Here is a 19,082-nt window from a genome sequence, read left to right as displayed (position 1 = left end):
GACCGCACGACACCACCCACCTCGCAGGACCCGTTCCGAGAGCAGGACGATGAACGCCTCACGACCCCGATCCCGCGGCGCCACCGCCGGCACCCCGCCGTCGACCGCGCTCGCGGGGCTCCTGCGTCCCCTGCGGGACGCGGTGGCCCGCGCCCTCGCCGGGGTCGGCCGGGCGCTCGCCCCGCTCGCGCCGGTGACCTCCGCCGTGAGCCCGCTCGGCTGGGCGACGGTCGTCGCCGCGGTCGCCGCGTGGTGGGCCGGGCTGCGCTTCGCGTGGCTCGAGCTGGTCGTCGTGGCGATCCTCCTCACGGTCGCGCTGCTCGCGGCCGTCGTCTTCGTGCTCGGACGCTTCCGCTACGCCGTCGTGCTGGACCTGGCGCAGCGCCGCGTGACCGTCGGTGACCGGGCGGTGGGCCGGCTCGACGTGAAGAACGACTCGTCGCGCCCGCTGCTCCCCTCGGTCATGGAGCTCCCGGTCGGCCAGGGCATGGCGACCTTCCCCGTCCCTCGCCTGCGGCCCGGCGCCAACCACGAGGAGATCTTCACCGTGCCGACCCACCGGCGGTCGGTGATCTCCGTCGGTCCGGTCCGCTCGGTGCGTGCCGACCCGCTCGCGCTCCTGCGGCGCGAGGTCGTGTGGACGGAGCCGGAGGAGCTGTTCGTCCACCCGCGCGTGAAGAACCTCTCCGGGTCGTCGACGGGCTTCCTCAAGGACCTCGAGGGCCGCGTCACGACGGACATCTCGAACTCGGACGTCTCGTTCCACGCGCTGCGGGACTACGTGCCGGGCGACGACCGGCGCCACATCCACTGGAAGACGACGGCGCGCACGGGCCAGCTCATGGTGCGCCAGTTCGAGGAGACGCGGCGCTCGCACCTCGCGGTGCTCCTGTCCACGCGCGCCGAGGACTACGCGACGGACGACGAGTTCGAGCTCGCCGTGAGCGCGTGCGGGTCCCTCGGGCTCCAGGCGATCAAGGAGGACCGCGGGGTCACGGTGCTCGTCAACGACGGCTCCCTGCGCGGCGACCACCGCACGAGGCTGCTCGACGACCTCGCGCGGGTCGAGTCCCGGTCGCAGCGGGCGTCGCTCGTCGACGTCGCACGCGTCGCGGGCCTGACGATCACCGACGCGTCGGTCGTGGCGTTCATCGTGGGGTCGCGCGTGACGCCGACCGAGCTCCGCGCGGCGTCGGCGCGACTTCCCCAGGACGTGCGGGTCATGGCGATCCAGTGCGTCCCGGGGGCGTCGCTGAGCCGGCACGCGATCGCCGAGCTCGTGGTCCTGACGATCGGGGAGCTCGGCGAGCTCCCGCTCGCCCTGCGGAGGCTGAACGACTGATGAGCGCCAGCGGCACCACCACCCGCGGCTCGCGCCGCGCACCGACGGGACGGCCCGGCACCCCGTCCGGCGCACCGTCCGGCACGTCGTCCGGCACGTCCCGCCGGGGCACCACCCGGCTCCGCGAGGGCAAGCCCCGTGCGCTCACGGCGCTGGGCGCGATCGACGCCGTCGCCCTCGCGGTCGTCCTCGGCGCGACGGTCGTCGGGTTCGCCCCCGTCTGGGGCTCCACCGGCTACCTCCTGCCCGCCGTCGGGGGAGCCGTCGTCGGCCTCGGCGTCGCGTGGCTCGGGGCCTGGCGGCGCTGGCCCGCCGTGACGGTCCTCGCCGTCGCGGTCGTGGCGTACGTCCTGCTGGGCGGCGTGCTGGCGCTGCCCGCCGACGCGGTCGGCGGCGTCCTGCCGTCGCTCGACACCGTCCGGGACCTGCTCCTCGGTGCCGTCACGGGCTGGAAGGAGTTCGTGACGACGGTCCCGCCGCTGCACTCGTTCCCCGAGCTCGCCGTCGTGCCGTACCTGCTGATGCTCGTCACCGGGCTCGTCGCGGGCTCGGTCGCGTGGCGCGCGAAGCACGCCGCCTGGGCCCTGGTCCCGCTGGTCACGGCGTTCGTCGGCGTGATCCTCCTGGGGACGGTCATCGCGGCCTACCCCGTGGCGCAGGGGCTCGTGGTCGGGGTCGTCGGGCTCCTCTGGGCGAGCTGGCGCGTCACCGCCGCACGGCTCGGCGGGCACCAGGTGACCACGGAGGCGAGCAGGGCCGCGACGCGTCGCCTCTGGTGGCACCGCGTGCGCGCGGGCGCCGCGATGCTGGCCGTCGGCGGCGTCGCCGCGGCGTTCGGCGGACCGGTCCTGCTGCCCGACGAGCCGCGCACCGTGCTGCGCGAGACGGTCGTCCCCCCGCTCGACCTCCACGAGTACGTCAGCCCCCTCACGGCGTTCCGGAAGTACGCCAAGGACATGAAGGAGGCCGAGCTCTTCACGGTCCGCGGGCTCCCCGCGGGCACGAAGGTCCGGCTCGCGACCCTCGACGCCTACAACGGCGTGGTCTACGACGCCTCGAGCGGGCTGCCCGGGTCGGGCGTGTACACCCGGGCCGGCGAGGAGATCGCGACCGTCGCCCCGGGCACCGAGGCGACCCTCGACGTCGTGGTCGGCGACTACTCGGGCGTCTGGGTCCCCGAGACGGGCACGCTCGCGGGCATCTCGTACACCGGGGACCGCGCGCGCGAGCTCGCCGAGGGCACCTACTACAACGCGACGACGGGGACGGCGCTCACGACGGCCGGCCTGCAGCCGGGGGACACCTACACGGTCACCGCGCGCGTGTCGCCCGAGCCCACCGAGGAGGACCTGCGCGCCGGCGCGATCGAGCAGGTCCAGGTCCCGCCGACGCCCAAGGGCCTGCTCCCCGCAGCGCTCGCCGGCAAGGGGGCGCAGTTCATGGGCGAGGAGACCGACCCGGTCGACCAGCTCTTCGCGCTGCGCGACGGGCTCGTCGCGAGCGGCATCTTCTCGAGCGGCCTGGACAACCAGCCGCCCTCGCGGCCCGGCCACTCGGCGGAGCGCATCGACACCCTGCTCGCGGACGAGGAGATGGTCGGCGACGACGAGCAGTTCGCCGTGGCGCTCGCCCTCATGGCGAACCAGGCGGGGATCCCGGCACGCGTCGTCATGGGCTTCTACCCGGACGAGAAGGACCCGCTGGAGCCGGGGGAGCCGTTCACCGCGACGGGAGCCGACGTCCACGCGTGGGCCGAGGTGCCGTTCGTCGGGCACGGGTGGGTGCCGATCGTGGCGATCCCGGACGAGGACAACAAGATCCAGCCCGAGCCGAAGAGCCTGCAGGTCCCCAAGCCGCCGGTCCTCGAGGACCCGGAGCCGCCGGAGGAGCCCGCCGAGGCCGAGGCGGGCAAGGTCGACGACGAGGACAAGGAGAAGGCCGACAGCGACGGGTTCGACTGGGGCACCGTCCTGGTCGTCGCCGTCGCGGTGGCGATCCCGCTCGCCCTGCTGGCCCTGCCGATCGTGCTGATCCTCGCCTCCAAGGCGCGTCGCCGCGCCCGACGTCGCGCGGCCGAGCGCCCGGTCGACCGGGTGAGCGGCGGCTGGCGAGAGGTCGTCGACGCGGCGACCGACCTCGGGACACCGGTGCCGTCGGGCGCCACCCGGCGTGAGGGGGCGGGCGTCATCGCGCAGACCTTCGGCGCGACGACGACGATCCCGCTCGCCCACCGCGCCGACGCGACGGTCTTCGGCGTGGGAGAGCCGACCGAGCGGGAGATCGAGGCGTTCTGGGCGGACGTCGACGGCGTCGTCGGCGGGCTACGCTCCTCCGTGAACCGGCGTGCCCGGATCCGCGCCGCGCTGTCGACCCGGTCGCTGCGCGCGGCCCGGTCCGCCGGTCGTGGCGGGACGCGACGTCTGACGTCGTGGTTCCGGCGCGACGCGACGAGGTCCACGACGTCGTCGAGGAACCCGACGACGGGGTCGTCGACGGAGCAGGGAGAGAAGTCATGACGGACGTGACGTGCGCCGCGTGCGGTTCCGCGCAGTCCCCGGGCTCGGCGTTCTGCGCGGTGTGCGGGCAGCCGTTCCCGCGCACCGGCCGTCCGGTCGCCTCCGACGTGGCGGGTCCCCGGGGCGGAGGCCAGGCCGCCGCCGGCGGACCCGGCCTCCCGCCGTTCGCCACGGGCGGAGCCACGCCCGACACGACGACCGAGCCCGAGGTCTACACGGCGACGCAGAAGGCCGTGCTGGGTGCGCCGTCGTCCGGCGGGCCGACGCTGCTGACCGCGCCGTACGCGGGCGTCGGCCGCCGGTTCCTCGCGTACCTCGTCGACGCCGCCGCGATCGGCGTCATCGTGCTCGCCGTGGTCCTGGCCGGGACGGCCGTCGTCGGCGTCCCTCTCCTCGGCGGCACGCAGACCGTGAGCGCGGAGGAGGCGTCCGCGCTCCTCGGGAAGCTGCTCGGCGTCTACGTCGTCGCAGCCGTGGTCGCGATCGCGTGGTGGGTCGGCCTCTGGTTCTGGGAGGGCACCACGGGCAAGACCCTGGGCAACCTCGCGACAGGGGTCCGCACGCTCGACGCCGCCACCCGCGCGCCGGTCGGGTTCGGGCGCGCGTTCCTGCGCTGGCTCGTCGTCGGCGCCGGGTCGATCGTCTTCTGGGTCGGCCAGCTCGTCGTCGTCCTGAGCCCGGCGTTCGACTCCTCGGGCCGCCGCCAGGGCTGGCAGGACAAGGCGGCGAAGGCCGTCGTCGTCGACGCCCGGGGCGTCGCCCCGGCGCGCGACGGCGCCGAGGGCGTCGCGTCGCTCGTCCCGCCGGCCGGCGGAAACCGGCCCGGGGCGGCCTACCCGGCGCACGGCGCCTACGGACCGGCGGCCGGGTACGCCCCCGCGTCGGCGCCCACCGCCGGACACGGTCCTGCCCCGACGCCCGCGTACCCGGCCGGGCCGCCGTCGACCGGGTATGCACCGCCGGCCCCGCCCCGCCCCGGGGGACCGGCGACGGCACAGCCGGCGCAGGCCTCTGCACCGCTGCCCGACCCGTGGGCCTTCCCGTCGTCGGCGCCGGCCCCCGCGAGCGGTGGCGGCGGGCTGATCACCGGCGTCCCGGGGATGGCCGGTCCGGTCGACCACGCGGCGCCCGCGCCGCCCCGGCCCGTCCCCGCGCAGGCACCCGCCGAGACACCCCGGCCGCCGTGGGAGGGCGCCGTCCCGGTCGACGTGCCGGTCGCGGCCGGCAGGTCCGCGAGCCCGGTCGCGGAGCCCGAGGACCCGGAGTGGGACAGCACCCGCATGGGCGCCCGCGACGTCCGGACGATGGACCCCGCGCCGGTCGTGACCGTCGTGCTCGAGCTCGAGTCCGGCGAGCGACGCGTCGTCGACGGTCCGGCGCTGGTCGGGCGCAACCCCCAGCCCGCAGACGGCGAGGACTGGATCCTCGTCGCCGTCGAGGACCCGACGCGGTCGGTGTCGAAGACGCACGTCGAGCTCGGCGTCGACCCGGACGGTCTGTGGGTGAGCGACCGCGGCTCGACCAACGGGACGGTGGTGTCGGCCCCGGGCGCGGCGCCGCGCGTCGCCGAGCCGGGCGCTCGCGTCCGCGTGCCGGTCGGCGCGACGATCCACGTGGGCGACCGTCGCCTCGTCGTGCACCCGGGTCCGGCATGACGGCACCGGAGACCGAGGTCCACCTCGCCTGGGGTGCCGCCTCGCACCGCGGGGCCCGCCGCCTGCTCAACGAGGACCGCTTCCTCGTCTCGCGCTCCGTCTTCGTCGTGGCCGACGGCATGGGCGGGCACGACGCCGGCGAGGTCGCGAGCGCGACGGCCGTCGACGCCCTCCGGCCGCTCGCCGACCTCGAGGTCGTGACGCCCGACGACGTCCGCACGCACCTCGCCGTGGCGCAGGAGAACGTCCGGGCGATCACGACCGAGCCCGGCCGGGGTGCCGGGACCACGGTGACGGGCGTCGCCGTGGCCGAGCAGGACGGCAACCCGTACTGGCTCGTGGTCAACGTCGGGGACTCGCGGACGTACCACCTGTCCGGCGGCCGCCTGGAGCAGGTCAGCGTGGACCACTCGGAGGTCCAGGAGATGGTCGACGCCGGGCTGCTCACCCCGAGCGAGGCGCTCACGCACCCGCGCCGGCACGTCGTGACCCGGGCGCTGGGGTCCCGCGGGGAGCCGCAGGCCGACTTCTGGTACCTCCCGATCCACCGGCACGACCGGATCCTCGTCTGCTCCGACGGCCTCACGGGAGAGCTGTCGGACGAACGCATCGCCGAGGTCCTGCTCGAGAACCCGGACCCGCAGGGCGCCGCCGAGCGCCTCGTGCACGAGGCCATCGTGGCCGGGGGCCGGGATAACATCACAGTCGTCGTCGTCGACGCGACGGGCGTGTCCGACGACACGAGCGGCGGCAGCACCGCGCCGCGCGACCGGGCGTCCGAGCCGGGCTCGACGGTCGACGAGGACACCTTGCCGCGAGAGGCTCGACTCCAGATGGGGGGCATGGCGTGACGCTGCGCTACGTGACGGGAGAGGCACGCGCGCTCGTGCGGGGTGGCGCCGTCGTGGTGCTCCCCGCCCCCGTCGAGCCGTCCCTCGTCGACCAGGTGTGGGACCAGCTCGGCGCCGCGCCGGGGGTCGTGGAGGTCCTCCAGGTGCTCACCGGCGCGTTCGGCTCGAGCCTGCGCACCATCCCGCCGTTCGCGGTCGCCGTCGTGGCCGACCGCCGCGTCCACGTCGCCGTGCGGGGCGCGCTCGCGGTGACGCTCGAGGTCGAGGGCGGTGACCGCGTCCACGTGGACGGCGACGACGTGACCACCTGGTCCGAGCGCGTCGTGGACGACGTCGTCGAGGTGCTCGTGCGCACGGGGAGCGCCCCGGCCGACGCCGCAGCGGGCGGGCCGCTGCTCGGCGACCGCGCGACGTGGCCCCTCGCGTCCGCGGTCGTGCTCGCCGACGCGGTGGCGTGGCAGCTCGCGGAGCGTCCCGCCGCCGACGAGCCGGACGTGCCGTCGGTTCCCGAGGTCCTCGCGCCGACCCCGGTCGTCGTCCCTGGCGCCGGGCCGTCCGACGACGCCCCTCGCGTCGGGCCGCCGTCCGCAGCGACCGAGCCGACGGCACCGGCCGAGCCGCTCGGGGCCTTCGGTGCGACCATCGCGATGCCCGAGGAGACGATGGCCCCCGAGCCCGACGGCGCGGGTCGTCCCGACCTGCCCGGCGACGCGAGCGAGCCGGAGGCCGACGCGCCGGCGCCGCCCGAGGACCCGTTCCCCCCGGCCGACGACTACTCGCACCTGTGGGGCTCGACGGTGCTGCGCACCGTCGAGGACGCGGCCGTCCGTGCGCAGGACGACGCCGACGAGGAGCAGGCCGAGCCCCCCGCGCCATCGCCGTCCGGGTCCGCCGGGCCGGACGCCGCCGTCCCGCCGCCGCCACCGGCCGACGACGCCCCCGTACCCGGACCCGACGAGCCGTCGCTCGTCGGCGGCCTCATCGCCGGCGTCCCGCGCGAGTGGACGGGTGCCACCCCGGCGGCGGCGCACCGCGCCGCGACCGTCGACCCCGACGACCCGGCGACGCCCGAGGGGCAGGAGCACGGCGGCGGCCTCGACCACGACGGGCACACCGTCCTGTCGTCGGCCATCGCCGACCTGCGCGCGGCAGCGGGCGGGACCGACGCCCCGCCTCCGCCGCCCGCGGCGCCCTCGTTCACGACCCCGCCCGTCTCGGGTCAGCAGCGGATCCTCGCGCGCACGTGCGCGCAGGGGCACACCAACCCGCCGTCGCGCGACACGTGCGCGGTGTGCGGCGGTCCGCTCGACGGCGACGCCGCCCTCGCGGTGCGCCCCCCGCTCGGCCGCCTGCTGGTCTCCACGGGCCAGACGGTCGAGCTCGACCGGGGGGTCGTCGTCGGACGTCGACCCAGGACGCCTCGCACCCAGGCGGCCGACCTCCCGCGGCTCGTGACCGTGCCGAGCCCGCAGCAGGACATCTCCCGCTCCCACCTCGAGGTCACGCTCGAGGGCTGGCACGTGCTCGTGAGCGACATGGCGACGACGAACGGCACCACGCTCCTGCGCGCCGGGCAGCCACCGCGCCGGCTGCACCCGTCGGAGCCCGTGCTGGTCGTCGACGGCGACGTCGTCGACCTCGGGGACGGCGTGACCCTGACGTTCGAGGGAATCTGGTGAGCACCAAGCGAGCGCCGTCCCCACCACCGGAGATCCAGGGCTTCGAGTACGTCTCGCTCATCGGGTCGGGCGGGTTCTCCGACGTCTTCCTCTACCAGCAGCAGCGGCCGCGCCGCCGCGTCGCGGTGAAGGTCCTGCTCCAGGAGTGGTCGAGCCCGTCGCAGCGCGCGGCGTTCGACGCCGAGGCCGACCTCATGGCGACGCTCTCGACGCACCCGTCGATCGTCACGATGTACGAGGCCGACGTCGCGGACGACGGCCGCCCGTACCTCGCGATGGAGTACTGCTCGCGGCCCAACCTCGGTGCCCGCTACCGCACGGAGCGGCTGTCCGTCGCGGAGGCCCTGCGCACCGCGGTCCAGATCGCGGGCGCCGTGGAGACCGCGCACCGCGCGGGCATCCTCCACCGCGACATCAAGCCGGCGAACATCCTCGTCACCGAGTACGGCCACCCGGCGCTCACGGACTTCGGCATCTCGTCGACGGTCGACGACGCCGCGCGCGCCGAGGGCATGTCGATCCCGTGGTCCCCGCCGGAGTCGTTCGCGGAGCCGCCGCGCAGCGGCATCGCGACGGACGTGTGGGCGCTCGCGGCCACGACCTACACGCTGCTCGCCGGTCGCTCGCCGTTCGAGGTGCCCGGCGGCTCGAACTCCAGCGCGAACCTCATCTCCCGGATCGAGACCTCCCCGCTGCCGCGCACGGGGCGCACGGACGTGCCCGCGTCGCTCGAGCGCGTGCTCGACACGGCGATGGCCAAGAACCCCGCGTCCCGGTACCCGACGATGCTCGCCTTCGCCCGGGCGCTGCAGCAGGTCCAGAACGAGCTCTCGTACGCGGTCACGCCGGTCGACCTCCTGGACGACTCGGGCCACGTGCACGAGGAGGAGCCGGACGACGACGCCGGGACGCGCCTGCGCCAGGTCGTGTCGATCGACCCACGGGGTGAGGCGCCGCAGCCGACGCCGACGCGCGGGCCGACGGTCCCGACCACCCCGCTCCAGCCCGCGCCGGGCGCCCGCGCGGCGTCCGTCGCGCCCGCGACGTGGACGGACCGGCCGACCGGCGTCCCGACGGCGACCTCGACGGGCTCCTCGACCGGCTACGCGCCGTCGGGCACCTCGGGCACGTACCCGACCGCCGGTCCCTACGCGCCCGTCGTCGAGGCCACGGACCCGTCCCGCCTGCGGCCGGGAGGTGCCGCTCCCCACGCGTCGTGGGGCACGGCCCCCGTCGAGGACACCGTGCAGCGGACGGTCGGGCCGGGCGAGGAGGAGGCGGCGGGCACGCCGGAGCAGGAGGCGCGACGCGGAGCCCTCCTGCCGGTCCTCGTCGGCGCGGGCGTCCTGGTGCTCGCCGGGGTCGGCGTCGTCGCCCTGACCCGGGGCGGCGGGTCGCCCGAGCCCGACGACGACCCCTCCACCGCGACGGGCGAGGAGTCGTCCGTGCCGTCGGACAACCTCGGTGCGCTCGTCCCGCCGGTCAACGACCTCACCGGCACGTACGACCCGGAACGGCAGGTCGCCGTCTTCACGTGGGCGTACGACAGCCCGGACGCCCAGGAGGGCGACGGCTTCGCGTGGCGCAAGCTCGACCTCGTGGAGGAGGCGCAGTACCAGCAGGTCTTCGACCAGGACACCGTCGAGCTCAGCGCGGACCCCGGCGAGCAGGTGTGCATCGAGGTGATCGTGGAGCGTGCCGGCAAGGCCTCCGCGAGCCCGCAGACCGCGTGCGTCGAGGGGGCCGCGGGATGAGCGAGCTCGCGATCGAGTTCTGCGGCGAGTGGTTCCGCCCCTCCGCGGACGACGGCGACGTCTTCGAGATCGGGCGCGACGGCGACCTGTCGATCGAGGACAACCCGTACCTGCACCGCCGGTTCCTCCGGGTGTCGTTCGAGAGCGGGATCTGGTGGCTCGCCAACGTGGGGTCGCTCATCTCGGCGACGGTGTGCGACGCCGGCGGCGGCGTGCAGTCGTGGCTCTCGCCGGGCAACCGGCTCCCCATCGTCTTCCCGACGACCTCGATCGTGTTCACCGCCGGCCCGACGACGTACGAGATCCTCGCGCAGCTGAAGGGCGCCCCGTACCAGGAGATCCGCTCGGAGGACCCGGACTCCGGCGCCACCACCATCGGCATGATCACGTTCACGACGAGCCAGAAGCAGCTCATCGTCGCGCTCGCCGAGCCGATGCTGCGCCGCGACGGCACGGGACTGTCCGAGATCCCGTCGTCCGCCGCGGCGGCCGCGCGGCTCGGCTGGGCGACGACGCGCTTCAACCGCAAGCTCGACAACGTGTGCGACAAGCTCGACCGGATCGGCGTCAAGGGGCTGCGCGGCGGCCCGGGAGCGCTCGCGACGAACCGGCGCGCGCGGCTCGTCGAGTACGCCGTGGCGTCCCGTCTCGTGACGTCGGCCGACCTCCCCCTGCTCGACACGGCCGACGACGGCTGACCGGGTCGCGCCGGCCACGGCGCGGCCACGACCCAGGACCACCCCGAGGACCCCCCGAGGACACCCCTGTGCGCATCAAGCTGACCCTGCACCGCCCCGACGCGACGACGACGAACGTCGCCGTCACCGCCGACGCGACCGCCACCGTGCGCGACGTCGCGGAGGCGCTGTTCGCGGGCGACCCGACGCGTGCGGGGTCGGCCCTGCCCGAACGGCTCACGCTCCAGGTGACGGGGGCTCCGACGTCGAGCGGGGCGTCCCTGCAGGGACGGGTGCTGTCACCGACGAGCGACCTGGTCGAGGCGGGCCTGCGCTCGGGCTCGACCGTCTCCATCGTGCGGGTCTCCGAGCAGTTCGACTCCCCGGGACAGGACCGCGGCGCGGCGGTCGCCGTCCTGCGGGTCCTCGAGGGCCCGGACGCGGGTCGCGAGTTCCCCCTGCCGGTCGGGACGAGCTACGTCGGCCGTGACCGCAACATGGACATCCGGCTGTCGGACCCTCAGGTCTCGAAGCGCCACGCCCGCATCACGGTCGGCGAGTCGATCGAGATCACGGACACGAACTCGGCGAACGGCCTGGTCATGGGCGGCCAGCGGATGACGCGCTCGACGCTGACGTCGGCGGACACCGTCGCGATCGGCAGCACCGTGGTCTCCGTGGTCTCGCTGCACCGCTCGACGAGCCTCGCCCCGACGAGCCCCGTCGTCGAGTTCAACCGCTCGCCGCGCGTGGTCGCGCGCTTCCCCGAGCGCAAGCTGCGGGCACCGAAGCCCCCGCAGCCCCAGGACCCGACGCGCTTCCCGTACCTCGCGATGGTCGCGCCGCTCCTCATGGGCGTGATCCTCTACTCGGTGACGAAGAGCATCCTGTCGATCGTGTTCATCGGGCTCAGCCCGATCCTCATGCTCGGCAACTACCTCGACCAGCGGATGCAGGCCAAGCGCAAGTTCAAGGCCCAGGTCGAGCAGTTCCGGGCGTCGGTCGCCGCGATGCGCGACACCATCGACCGCACGCACGCCGTCGAGCGCGCCGTGCGCCTCACGGAGGCCCCGTCCGTGGCGGACACCGTCGACGCGGTGCGGCGTCTGGGCGGGCTCCTGTGGACCCACCGGCCCGAGCACGAGGCGTTCCTCACCGTCCGCGTCGGGCTCGGGACCGCGCCGTCGAGGGCCCAGGTCGACCAGCAGAACGAGAACAACACGCTCCCCGAGTTCTGGAGCGAGCTCGAGAAGCTCCACGCGCAGTGCGCGACGATCGACGGCGTCCCCGTCGTCGCCCGTCTGCGCACGGACGGCGCGCTGGGCATCGCCGGCGCCGGGGCCACCGCGGACGCCGTCGGACGCGGGGTGCTCGTCCAGCTCGCCGGGCTGCACTCGCCGTCGGAGCTCGTGCTCGCCGCCATCACCTCGCAGCGGTCGCGCGCCGACTGGGAGTGGCTCGAGTGGCTCCCGCACACCGGCTCGCCGCACAGCCCGCTTGGCGGGGGCGCGCACCTCGCCGACAACCCGGGTGCCGCGCTGTCCCTGCTGTCCCGGCTCGAGGACATCGTCGAGCTGCGGGGCGCCGACCTCGGGGCGCACGCCGAGCTGCGCGGGCCGATCGACCCCGACGAGCCCCAGGACGTCCCGAAGCCCGTCCTGCCGAGCGTCGTCGTCCTCGTCGAGGACGACGCGCCGGTGGACCGCTCGCGCCTCACCCGGCTCGCCGAGCGCGGCGCGGACGCCGGGGTGCACCTCGTGTGGGTCGCGCCGTCCGTCGAGCAGCTGCCCGCCGCGTGCCGCACGTTCGTCCTCGTCGAGGAGAACGCCGCACCGGCCGGTGCGCAGGACGCGGGACGCCCCGGCGCCGCCCAGGGCGCGACCACGGGCGAGGTGCGCGTCGGGCGCCTGTCGTTCCCCGTGACGTGCGAGACCGTCGACCTCGCGACGGCGCACGACGTCGCGCGGATCCTCGCCCCCGTCGTGGACGTGGGCGCTCCGGTCGACGACGACTCCGACCTCCCGCGCTCCGTCTCGTACCTGGCGCTCGCGGGCACGTCGCTCGCGGAGGACCCGGCGATCCTCGTCGACGCCTGGCGCGAGAACGGCTCGCTGACCCCGCGCGACGGCTCGCCGCCCGTGCGGCGCAGGACCCCGACGAACCTGCGCGGCCTCGTCGGGCACTCGGGGACGGAGCCGCTCTACCTGGACCTGCGCACGCAGGGACCGCACGCGCTCGTCGGCGGGACCACGGGTGCCGGCAAGTCCGAGTTCCTGCAGTCCTGGGTGCTCGGCATGGCGTCCGCGCACAGCCCGGACCGGGTGACGTTCCTGTTCGTCGACTACAAGGGCGGCGCCGCCTTCGCGGACTGCGTGAACCTGCCGCACACGGTGGGTCTCGTCACCGACCTGTCGCCCCACCTCGTGCGCCGCGCGCTGACGTCGCTGCGCGCGGAGCTGCGGTACCGCGAGCACCTGCTGAACCGCAAGAAGGCCAAGGACCTCGCGTCGCTCGAGCGCACCGGCGACCCCGACGCCCCGCCGAGCCTGCTCATCGTCGTCGACGAGTTCGCGGCCCTGGTCAACGAGGTCCCGGAGTTCGTCGACGGGGTCGTCGACGTCGCGCAGCGCGGTCGCTCGCTCGGCCTGCACCTCATCCTCGCGACCCAGCGTCCCGCGGGGGTCATCAAGGACAACCTGCGCGCCAACACCAACCTCCGTGTCGCGCTGCGCATGGCGGACGAGGACGACTCGACCGACATCCTCGGCATCCCGATGGCGGCGCACTTCGACCCGTCGATCCCCGGCCGCGGCGCCGTGAAGACCGGCCCCGGCCGCATCACCCCGTTCCAGACGGGGTACGCGGGCGGCTGGACGTCCTCGCGCCCCGAGCCGTCGCGCATCGACGTGCAGGAGATGTCGTTCGGCACGGGGCTGCGCTGGGAGGTGCCGGACCCCGACGTCGAGGACGACACGCAGGACCCCGGCCCCAACGACATCTCGCGCGTGGTCGCGACGATCTCGCGCGCCGCGGCCGAGGCGGCGGTCCCGGCGCCCCGCAAGCCGTGGCTGCCCGAGCTCGCGCGGACCTACGACCTCGCCCGCCTGCCCAACCCCCGCACCGACGCGATGCTCCTGCTCGGCGTCGAGGACGACCCGACCACGCAGACGCAGCCCACGGTGTTCTACGAGCCGGACCGCGACGGCAACATGGCGATCTACGGCACGGGAGGCTCGGGCAAGAGCGCGACGCTGCGCACCATCGCGGTGTCGGCGGCGATCACGGCGCGCGGCGGGCCGGTCCAGGTGTACGCGATCGACGCCGGGGCCAGCGGCCTGCGCATGCTCGAGGACCTGCCCCACGTGGGGGCGGTCGTCTCGGGCGACGACGAGGAACGGGTCCAGCGCGTGCTGCGCACGCTGCGCGACCTCGTCGACGAGCGTTCCGCGCGGTACGCGGCCGTGCGGGCGGGCGACCTCAACGAGTACCGCCGGATCGCGAACGCGCCCGACGAGCAGCGCATCCTGCTCCTCGTCGACGGCATCGGCGCGTTCCGCGACGCGTACGAGTTCCGGCCGTCGCACGCGTTCCCGGTGTGGGGGGCCTTCACGCAGATCGCGACCGACGGCCGCCAGGTGGGCGTGCACGTCGTCGTGACGGGGGACCGCGCGGCCTCCGTCCCGACGTCGCTCGGCTCCACCATCCAGAAGCGCCTCGTGCTGCGTCTCGCGAACGAGGACGACTACATGACGCTGGGCGTCCCGAAGGACGTCCTCACGCTGACGTCGCCCCCGGGACGCGGCATCCTCGAGGAGAACGAGGTGCAGGTCGCGGTCCTCGGCGGCGACCCCAACGTCGCGCTCCAGGCCCGCGAGCTGGGCAGGCTGCGCGACGCGATGTCGCGGCTCGGGATCCCGCAGGCGCCCGGGGTCGACCGGCTGCCGGACAGCTTCACGCTCGACGCGCTGCCCGAGCTCACGGCGGACCGGCCCACGATCGGGCTCGACGACCTGGACATCGCGCCGGTGGCGCTTCCCGCGCGCGGCACGTTCATGCTCTCGGGGCCTCCCGGCGGTGGGCGGACGACGGCGCTGGTCACGATCGCGCAGGCCGTGCGCCGGGCGCGCGCGGGCCGCGTGGTGTACCTCGCGCCCCGGCGCACGAGCATCTCCGCCCTCGACGTGTGGGACACGGCGGCCACGTCGCCCGAGGACGTCGTGACCCTGCTCGAGAGCCTCACGGCCGCGCTCGAGGGCGGATCGCTGCGCCCGGGGTCGCTGACCGTGCTCGTCGAGTCGGTCACGGAGTTCACGGGGACGCCGGCCGAGCAGCCGCTCGCGGCGTTCGTCCGGACGGCCGTGCGCGCGGAGCAGCTCGTGGTGGGGGAGTCGGAGTCGTCGACGTGGGGCCAGGCCTGGGCCATCGCCCAGCCGTTCAAGGCAGGTCGCTCGGGGCTGCTGCTCACGCCCGGCGACCTCGACGGGGACACGCTCCTCGGCACGGGTCTCGGGCGGCTGCGGCGCGCCGACTTCCCGCCCGGTCGCGGCTTCCTCGTGGTCTCGGGCAGGGCGCGCAAGATGCACGTGGCGCTGCCCCGCTGACGGGCTGAGCGCCCTCGGGCAGGATTCCGGCACGGCGATGGGGAGGCCTCCCCATCGACGCGTGCGGGGGCCGATGGTTGAGTAGGGCCATCGACAACGGGACGGCGTCCACGCAAGGTGGAGGCCGAGGACAGAAGGAGATGAACCATGGCTGGATACTGGGGCGCGAACGTCGAGGACCTCCGCGGGCTCGGTCAGACGCTGCAGCAGAAGGCGGACGAGATTCGGACCACGATGAACACGCTGAACACCCAGGTCCAGGGTGTCACCTGGGAGGGCCCCGACGCCCAGCAGTTCAAGGGCAGCGACTGGCCCGCCGCGCAGACGCAGCTGAACAACGTCTCGCAGATGCTCACCGAGGCGGGCCAGAAGGCCCAGCAGAACGCGCAGCAGCAGGAGCAGGCTTCGAACTCCTGATCCGCGAGCTCCACTGCGGTCCACCGAGGGCGCAGGATCCCGAGAGGGGTCCTGCGCCCTCGGCGTGTCCGGGGCCGGGCCGTCTGGGAGACTGCTGACGCACCACCCCCGACGAGAGGCCCCGCCGCATGACCGAGCTGCGCTACCCGAGCGACGACTTCCCTGCGCCCGTGGGCGTCCGCGTGACCGCCCCGGACGGCTGGCTGCCGCTGCCGCACGTCGCGCTCCCGCTCGCGCTCGGCCGCGAGGTGCCGGAGGGGGAGTTCAACCCGAACGTCATCGTCGTCGTCTCCCGCGTCCGGGCCGACGCGACGCTCGACGACGCGCACGTCGAGGTGGTCCGCAAGCTGCGGCCCCTGCCGAAGCTGCGGGAGCTGGGGAGCGGCGAGCTCGAGGTCGACGGGCTGGCCGGGCGCTGGGTCGAGGCCTCGTTCAAGGGCGGCGCCGGGACGGTGCTGGTCCAGTCGGTGCGGACCGTCGTCGTGCCGCGCGGGCCCGTGGCGGACGTCGTGCAGACGACCGGCACGTGCACGGTCGTGCAGCACCCGTGGGCGGGCGACGAGATCCGCGCGATCCAGGAGAGCCTGCGCCTCGACCGCTGACACCGCAGGACCGTCACCGTTTACATTCGCCCGGATCACAAGACGCCCTATCCACCTGGCGAGACCGCTGGCACAGTAGGAGGATCGGGAGAGGGCTGAGTGAGGTAACCCTCACCCGGTCGTACAATCGAGGTGGTCACCTGCGGTCGGTCAGCACCGGACCGCCGTGCTGCGGCCGGGCACGAGCCCCGCTCGTCCCGCTGCGCACCAGACCGAGCACCACACCGAGCACCAGACTCCCGTCCTCGACCGGAAGGCACCCTGTCCTGTGAGCAGCATCCGTCCCCTGCGCGTCGCGATCGTCGGCGCGGGTCCCGCCGGGATCTATGCCGCGGACATCCTGTCCAAGACCGATCTCGACGTGAGCATCGACCTCTTCGAGCGCCTGCCGGCACCGTTCGGGCTCGTGCGCTACGGCGTCGCCCCCGACCACCCGCGCATCAAGCAGATCATCGTCGCGCTCCACAAGGTGCTGAGCCGGGGCGACATCCGCCTCCTCGCGAACGTGGACTACGGCGTCGACCTCAAGCTCGACGACCTGCGCCAGTACTACGACGCGGTGATCTTCTCGACCGGCTCGATCCGCGACGCGGCGCTGCCCATCGAGGGCATCGACCTGCCCGAGTCCTACGGGGCCGCCGACTTCGTGTCCTGGTACGACGGTCACCCCGACGTCCCGCGCACGTGGCCGCTCGAGGCGCAGCAGGTGGCCGTCCTCGGCGCCGGCAACGTCGCTCTCGACGTCGCGCGCATCCTCGCCAAGCACGCCGACGACCTGCTCCCCACCGAGATCCCGCAGAACGTCTACGACACGCTCAAGGCGTCGCCCGTGACGGACGTGCACGTCTTCGCCCGCCGCGGCCCGGCACAGGCGAAGTTCTCGCCGCTCGAGCTGCGCGAGCTGGGCCACGTGCCCGACGTGGACGTCATCGTCTACCCCGAGGACTTCGAGTTCGACGAGGGCTCGATGGCGGCCATCAGCTCGTCGAACCAGACGAAGCAGGTCGTCAAGACCCTCACGGACTGGACGCTCAAGGACCCGAGCGAGCACACGGCGTCGCGCCGCCTGCACCTGCACTTCCTGCACGCGCCGGTCGCGATCCTCGGCGACGGCAAGGTCGAGGCGCTGCGCACCGAGCGCACGCAGCTCAACGGCGACGGCACGGTGTCCGGCACCGGGGAGTTCCACGAGTGGCCCGTCCAGGCCGTCTACCGGGCGGTCGGCTACTTCGGTTCGCCGCTCCCCGAGATCCCGTTCGACGAGCTCAAGGGCGTCGTCCCCAACCGTGAGGGCCGCGTCCTCGACATCGACGGCGAGCACCTGCCGGGCGTGTACGCGACCGGCTGGATCAAGCGCGGACCGGTCGGGCTCATCGGCCACACGAAGTCCGACGCGTCCGAGACGGTCCGTCACCTCGTGGAGGACGTCACCGGCGCGGGCGACGGCGGCGACGTCGCGTCGGCCGACCTCGAGGCAGGACGCGTCGCCCCGCTCGGCACCCCGGACGCCGTCGTCGAGTTCCTCGCGGAGCGCGGCGTCGACTACATCGAGTGGTCCGGCTGGGAGCTGCTCGACGCGTTCGAGCGCGGCCTCGGCGAGCCGCACGGCCGCGAGCGCATCAAGGTCGTCCCGCGCGAAGACATGATCCGCGTCGCGCGCGGCGAGTCGCAGGTCGGCTGACCTCCGGCTCACGGACCGTCACGACGGCGTCCCGCCCTCCCGGGCGGGGCGCCGTCGTCGTCCCCGGTCCGTGCCGTCGACGGGCGGGAAGGCAGGACGGATGCCCCGGGAACGTGTCGGCGTCGTGGCGCGTTCACCTGGTGGGCGGCGGCAGGACGGCGCCCTCTGCGGGCGGCCCGGCACCACGGTGGGCCGCCCCGAGCACGGAAGGAGCGCCCGTGGGACGACGCCAGCACTTCAACGGTCTGAAGACCGCCGCGCTGTTCGGGGGCATGTGGGTCGTCGTCCTGGGCCTGTGGGCCCTGTTCGGCGCCCGGGCCAACCTGCTCTGGGTCTTCGTCGGCATCGGTCTCCTGACGACGTTCTACGGCTACTGGAACTCCGACAAGATCGCGATCCGGGCCATGCACGCCCGGCCCGTGAGCGAGCTCGAGCAGCCGACGATGTACCGGATCGTCCGCGAGCTCTCGACCGAGGCGCGCCAGCCGATGCCGCGCCTGTACGTCTCGCCCACGCAGGCGCCGAACGCGTTCGCGACCGGGCGCAACCCCAAGAACGCCGCCGTCTGCTGCACCGAGGGGATCCTGCGCATCCTCGACGAGCGCGAGCTGCGCGGGGTCCTCGGGCACGAGCTCATGCACGTGTACAACCGCGACATCCTCACGTCGTCGGTCGCGGGCGCGCTGGCCGGCGTCATCACGTCCCTCGCGCAGTTCCTGCTGATCTTCGGCGGCGACCGCGACCGCGGGGGCAACCCGATCGCCGCCCTCGCGATGGTCGTCCTCGCACCCGTGGCGGCGATGCTCATCCAGCTCGCCATCTCCCGCACGCGCGAGTACGACGCGGACGAGGACGGCGCCCGCCTCACCGGCGACCCGCTCGCGCTCGCCTCGGCGCTGCGCAAGCTCGACGCGGGGACGCAGCGTGCCCCGCTGCCGCAGAACCGCGACCTCGTCGACGTCTCGCACCTCATGATCGCGAACCCGTTCCGGGGCGCCGGCGTCGCGAAGATGTTCGCGACGCACCCCCCGATGGCCGAGCGCATCAAGAGGCTCGAGGGGATGGCCGGGCACGGCCCGGGGTACGGCGGGATCACGTACCACTGACCAGGTGGCGACTGCGTGTGACCTGCCGGCGTGACGCACGAGCGTGACGCACGAGCGTGACCCGCCGGCGTGACCGACGAGCGTGACGCACCGGCTGCGTGACCCGGCTCACGACCCGGCCCGCGAGGGCGGGGCGGTGCCTACCGTGGACGAAGGCCCCGGTTCCCCGGGACCGTCGCCCGGGCCTCCGGGCCGGGCGAC

At 74.6% G+C, this 19,082-nt stretch carries 12 protein-coding genes; all 12 read left to right on the top strand.

Features of this window, described 5'->3' with window-relative positions; all coding sequences use genetic code 11:
- The first annotated feature begins 49 nt into the window (after positions 1 to 49).
- Positions 50 to 1,342 carry a DUF58 domain-containing protein gene (locus ACWPWV_RS02210; RefSeq protein WP_454041337.1) on the top strand — a complete coding sequence of 431 codons (1,293 nt, stop codon included), beginning with the start codon at positions 50 to 52 and terminating at the stop codon, positions 1,340 to 1,342.
- On the top strand, positions 1,342 to 3,858 hold the full coding sequence (locus ACWPWV_RS02205; protein WP_454041336.1) for a transglutaminaseTgpA domain-containing protein: 2,517 nt from the start codon (positions 1,342 to 1,344) through the stop codon (positions 3,856 to 3,858). Before ACWPWV_RS02210 ends, ACWPWV_RS02205 begins: the two co-directional genes overlap by 1 nt.
- Positions 3,855 to 5,513 (top strand): RDD family protein, encoded by a 1,659-nt coding sequence (locus tag ACWPWV_RS02200; RefSeq protein WP_454041335.1) that lies wholly within the window; start codon positions 3,855 to 3,857, stop codon positions 5,511 to 5,513. Before ACWPWV_RS02205 ends, ACWPWV_RS02200 begins: the two co-directional genes overlap by 4 nt.
- Positions 5,510 to 6,364 (top strand): PP2C family protein-serine/threonine phosphatase, encoded by an 855-nt coding sequence (locus ACWPWV_RS02195; RefSeq protein WP_454041334.1) that lies wholly within the window; start codon positions 5,510 to 5,512, stop codon positions 6,362 to 6,364. Before ACWPWV_RS02200 ends, ACWPWV_RS02195 begins: the two co-directional genes overlap by 4 nt.
- A gap of 11 nt (positions 6,365 to 6,375) precedes the next feature.
- Positions 6,376 to 8,043 carry an FHA domain-containing protein gene (locus ACWPWV_RS02190; protein WP_454041333.1) on the top strand — a complete coding sequence of 556 codons (1,668 nt, stop codon included), beginning with the start codon at positions 6,376 to 6,378 and terminating at the stop codon, positions 8,041 to 8,043.
- Positions 8,040 to 9,797: a protein kinase domain-containing protein gene (locus tag ACWPWV_RS02185; RefSeq protein WP_454041332.1), complete on the top strand. Its 1,758-nt coding sequence runs from the start codon at positions 8,040 to 8,042 to the stop codon at positions 9,795 to 9,797. The genes ACWPWV_RS02190 and ACWPWV_RS02185 overlap by 4 nt, the downstream gene beginning before the upstream one ends.
- Positions 9,794 to 10,495, top strand: coding sequence for a hypothetical protein (locus ACWPWV_RS02180; protein ID WP_454041331.1), 702 nt, complete (start codon positions 9,794 to 9,796; stop codon positions 10,493 to 10,495). Before ACWPWV_RS02185 ends, ACWPWV_RS02180 begins: the two co-directional genes overlap by 4 nt.
- Before the next feature lie 68 nt (positions 10,496 to 10,563).
- Positions 10,564 to 15,075 (top strand): FtsK/SpoIIIE domain-containing protein, encoded by a 4,512-nt coding sequence (locus ACWPWV_RS02175; protein ID WP_454041330.1) that lies wholly within the window; start codon positions 10,564 to 10,566, stop codon positions 15,073 to 15,075.
- Between the two features lie 147 nt (positions 15,076 to 15,222).
- A complete protein-coding gene (locus ACWPWV_RS02170) occupies positions 15,223 to 15,492 on the top strand; it encodes a hypothetical protein (RefSeq protein ID WP_251153494.1) in 270 nt (89 codons plus the stop codon).
- 128 nt (positions 15,493 to 15,620) lie between these two features.
- Positions 15,621 to 16,094 (top strand): hypothetical protein, encoded by a 474-nt coding sequence (locus ACWPWV_RS02165; RefSeq protein ID WP_454041329.1) that lies wholly within the window; start codon positions 15,621 to 15,623, stop codon positions 16,092 to 16,094.
- A gap of 268 nt (positions 16,095 to 16,362) precedes the next feature.
- Entirely contained in the window at positions 16,363 to 17,775 is a 1,413-nt protein-coding gene (locus ACWPWV_RS02160) for an FAD-dependent oxidoreductase (protein ID WP_454041328.1), read from the top strand.
- Between the two features lie 218 nt (positions 17,776 to 17,993).
- On the top strand, positions 17,994 to 18,881 hold the full coding sequence (htpX, locus tag ACWPWV_RS02155) for a zinc metalloprotease HtpX (RefSeq protein WP_454041327.1): 888 nt from the start codon (positions 17,994 to 17,996) through the stop codon (positions 18,879 to 18,881).
- The last annotated feature ends 201 nt before the right edge of the window (positions 18,882 to 19,082 follow it).

This window comes from Cellulosimicrobium sp. Marseille-Q8652 (assembly GCF_965112045.1).
The sequence above is the reverse complement of the archived record's forward strand: the minus strand, read 5'-3'. Positions and strand labels throughout refer to the sequence as shown.

Excerpts from the sequence above, each read along its gene's own strand:
- ACWPWV_RS02210 (WP_454041337.1), top strand. The coding sequence starts at position 50 with ATGAACGCCTCACGACCCCGATCCCGCGGCGCCACCGCCGGCACCCCG.
- ACWPWV_RS02180 (WP_454041331.1), top strand. The coding sequence starts at position 9,794 with ATGAGCGAGCTCGCGATCGAGTTCTGCGGCGAGTGGTTCCGCCCCTCC.
- ACWPWV_RS02205 (WP_454041336.1), top strand. The coding sequence starts at position 1,342 with ATGAGCGCCAGCGGCACCACCACCCGCGGCTCGCGCCGCGCACCGACG.
- ACWPWV_RS02165 (WP_454041329.1), top strand. The coding sequence starts at position 15,621 with ATGACCGAGCTGCGCTACCCGAGCGACGACTTCCCTGCGCCCGTGGGC.
- ACWPWV_RS02200 (WP_454041335.1), top strand. The coding sequence starts at position 3,855 with ATGACGGACGTGACGTGCGCCGCGTGCGGTTCCGCGCAGTCCCCGGGC.
- ACWPWV_RS02170 (WP_251153494.1), top strand. The coding sequence starts at position 15,223 with ATGGCTGGATACTGGGGCGCGAACGTCGAGGACCTCCGCGGGCTCGGT.
- ACWPWV_RS02195 (WP_454041334.1), top strand. The coding sequence starts at position 5,510 with ATGACGGCACCGGAGACCGAGGTCCACCTCGCCTGGGGTGCCGCCTCG.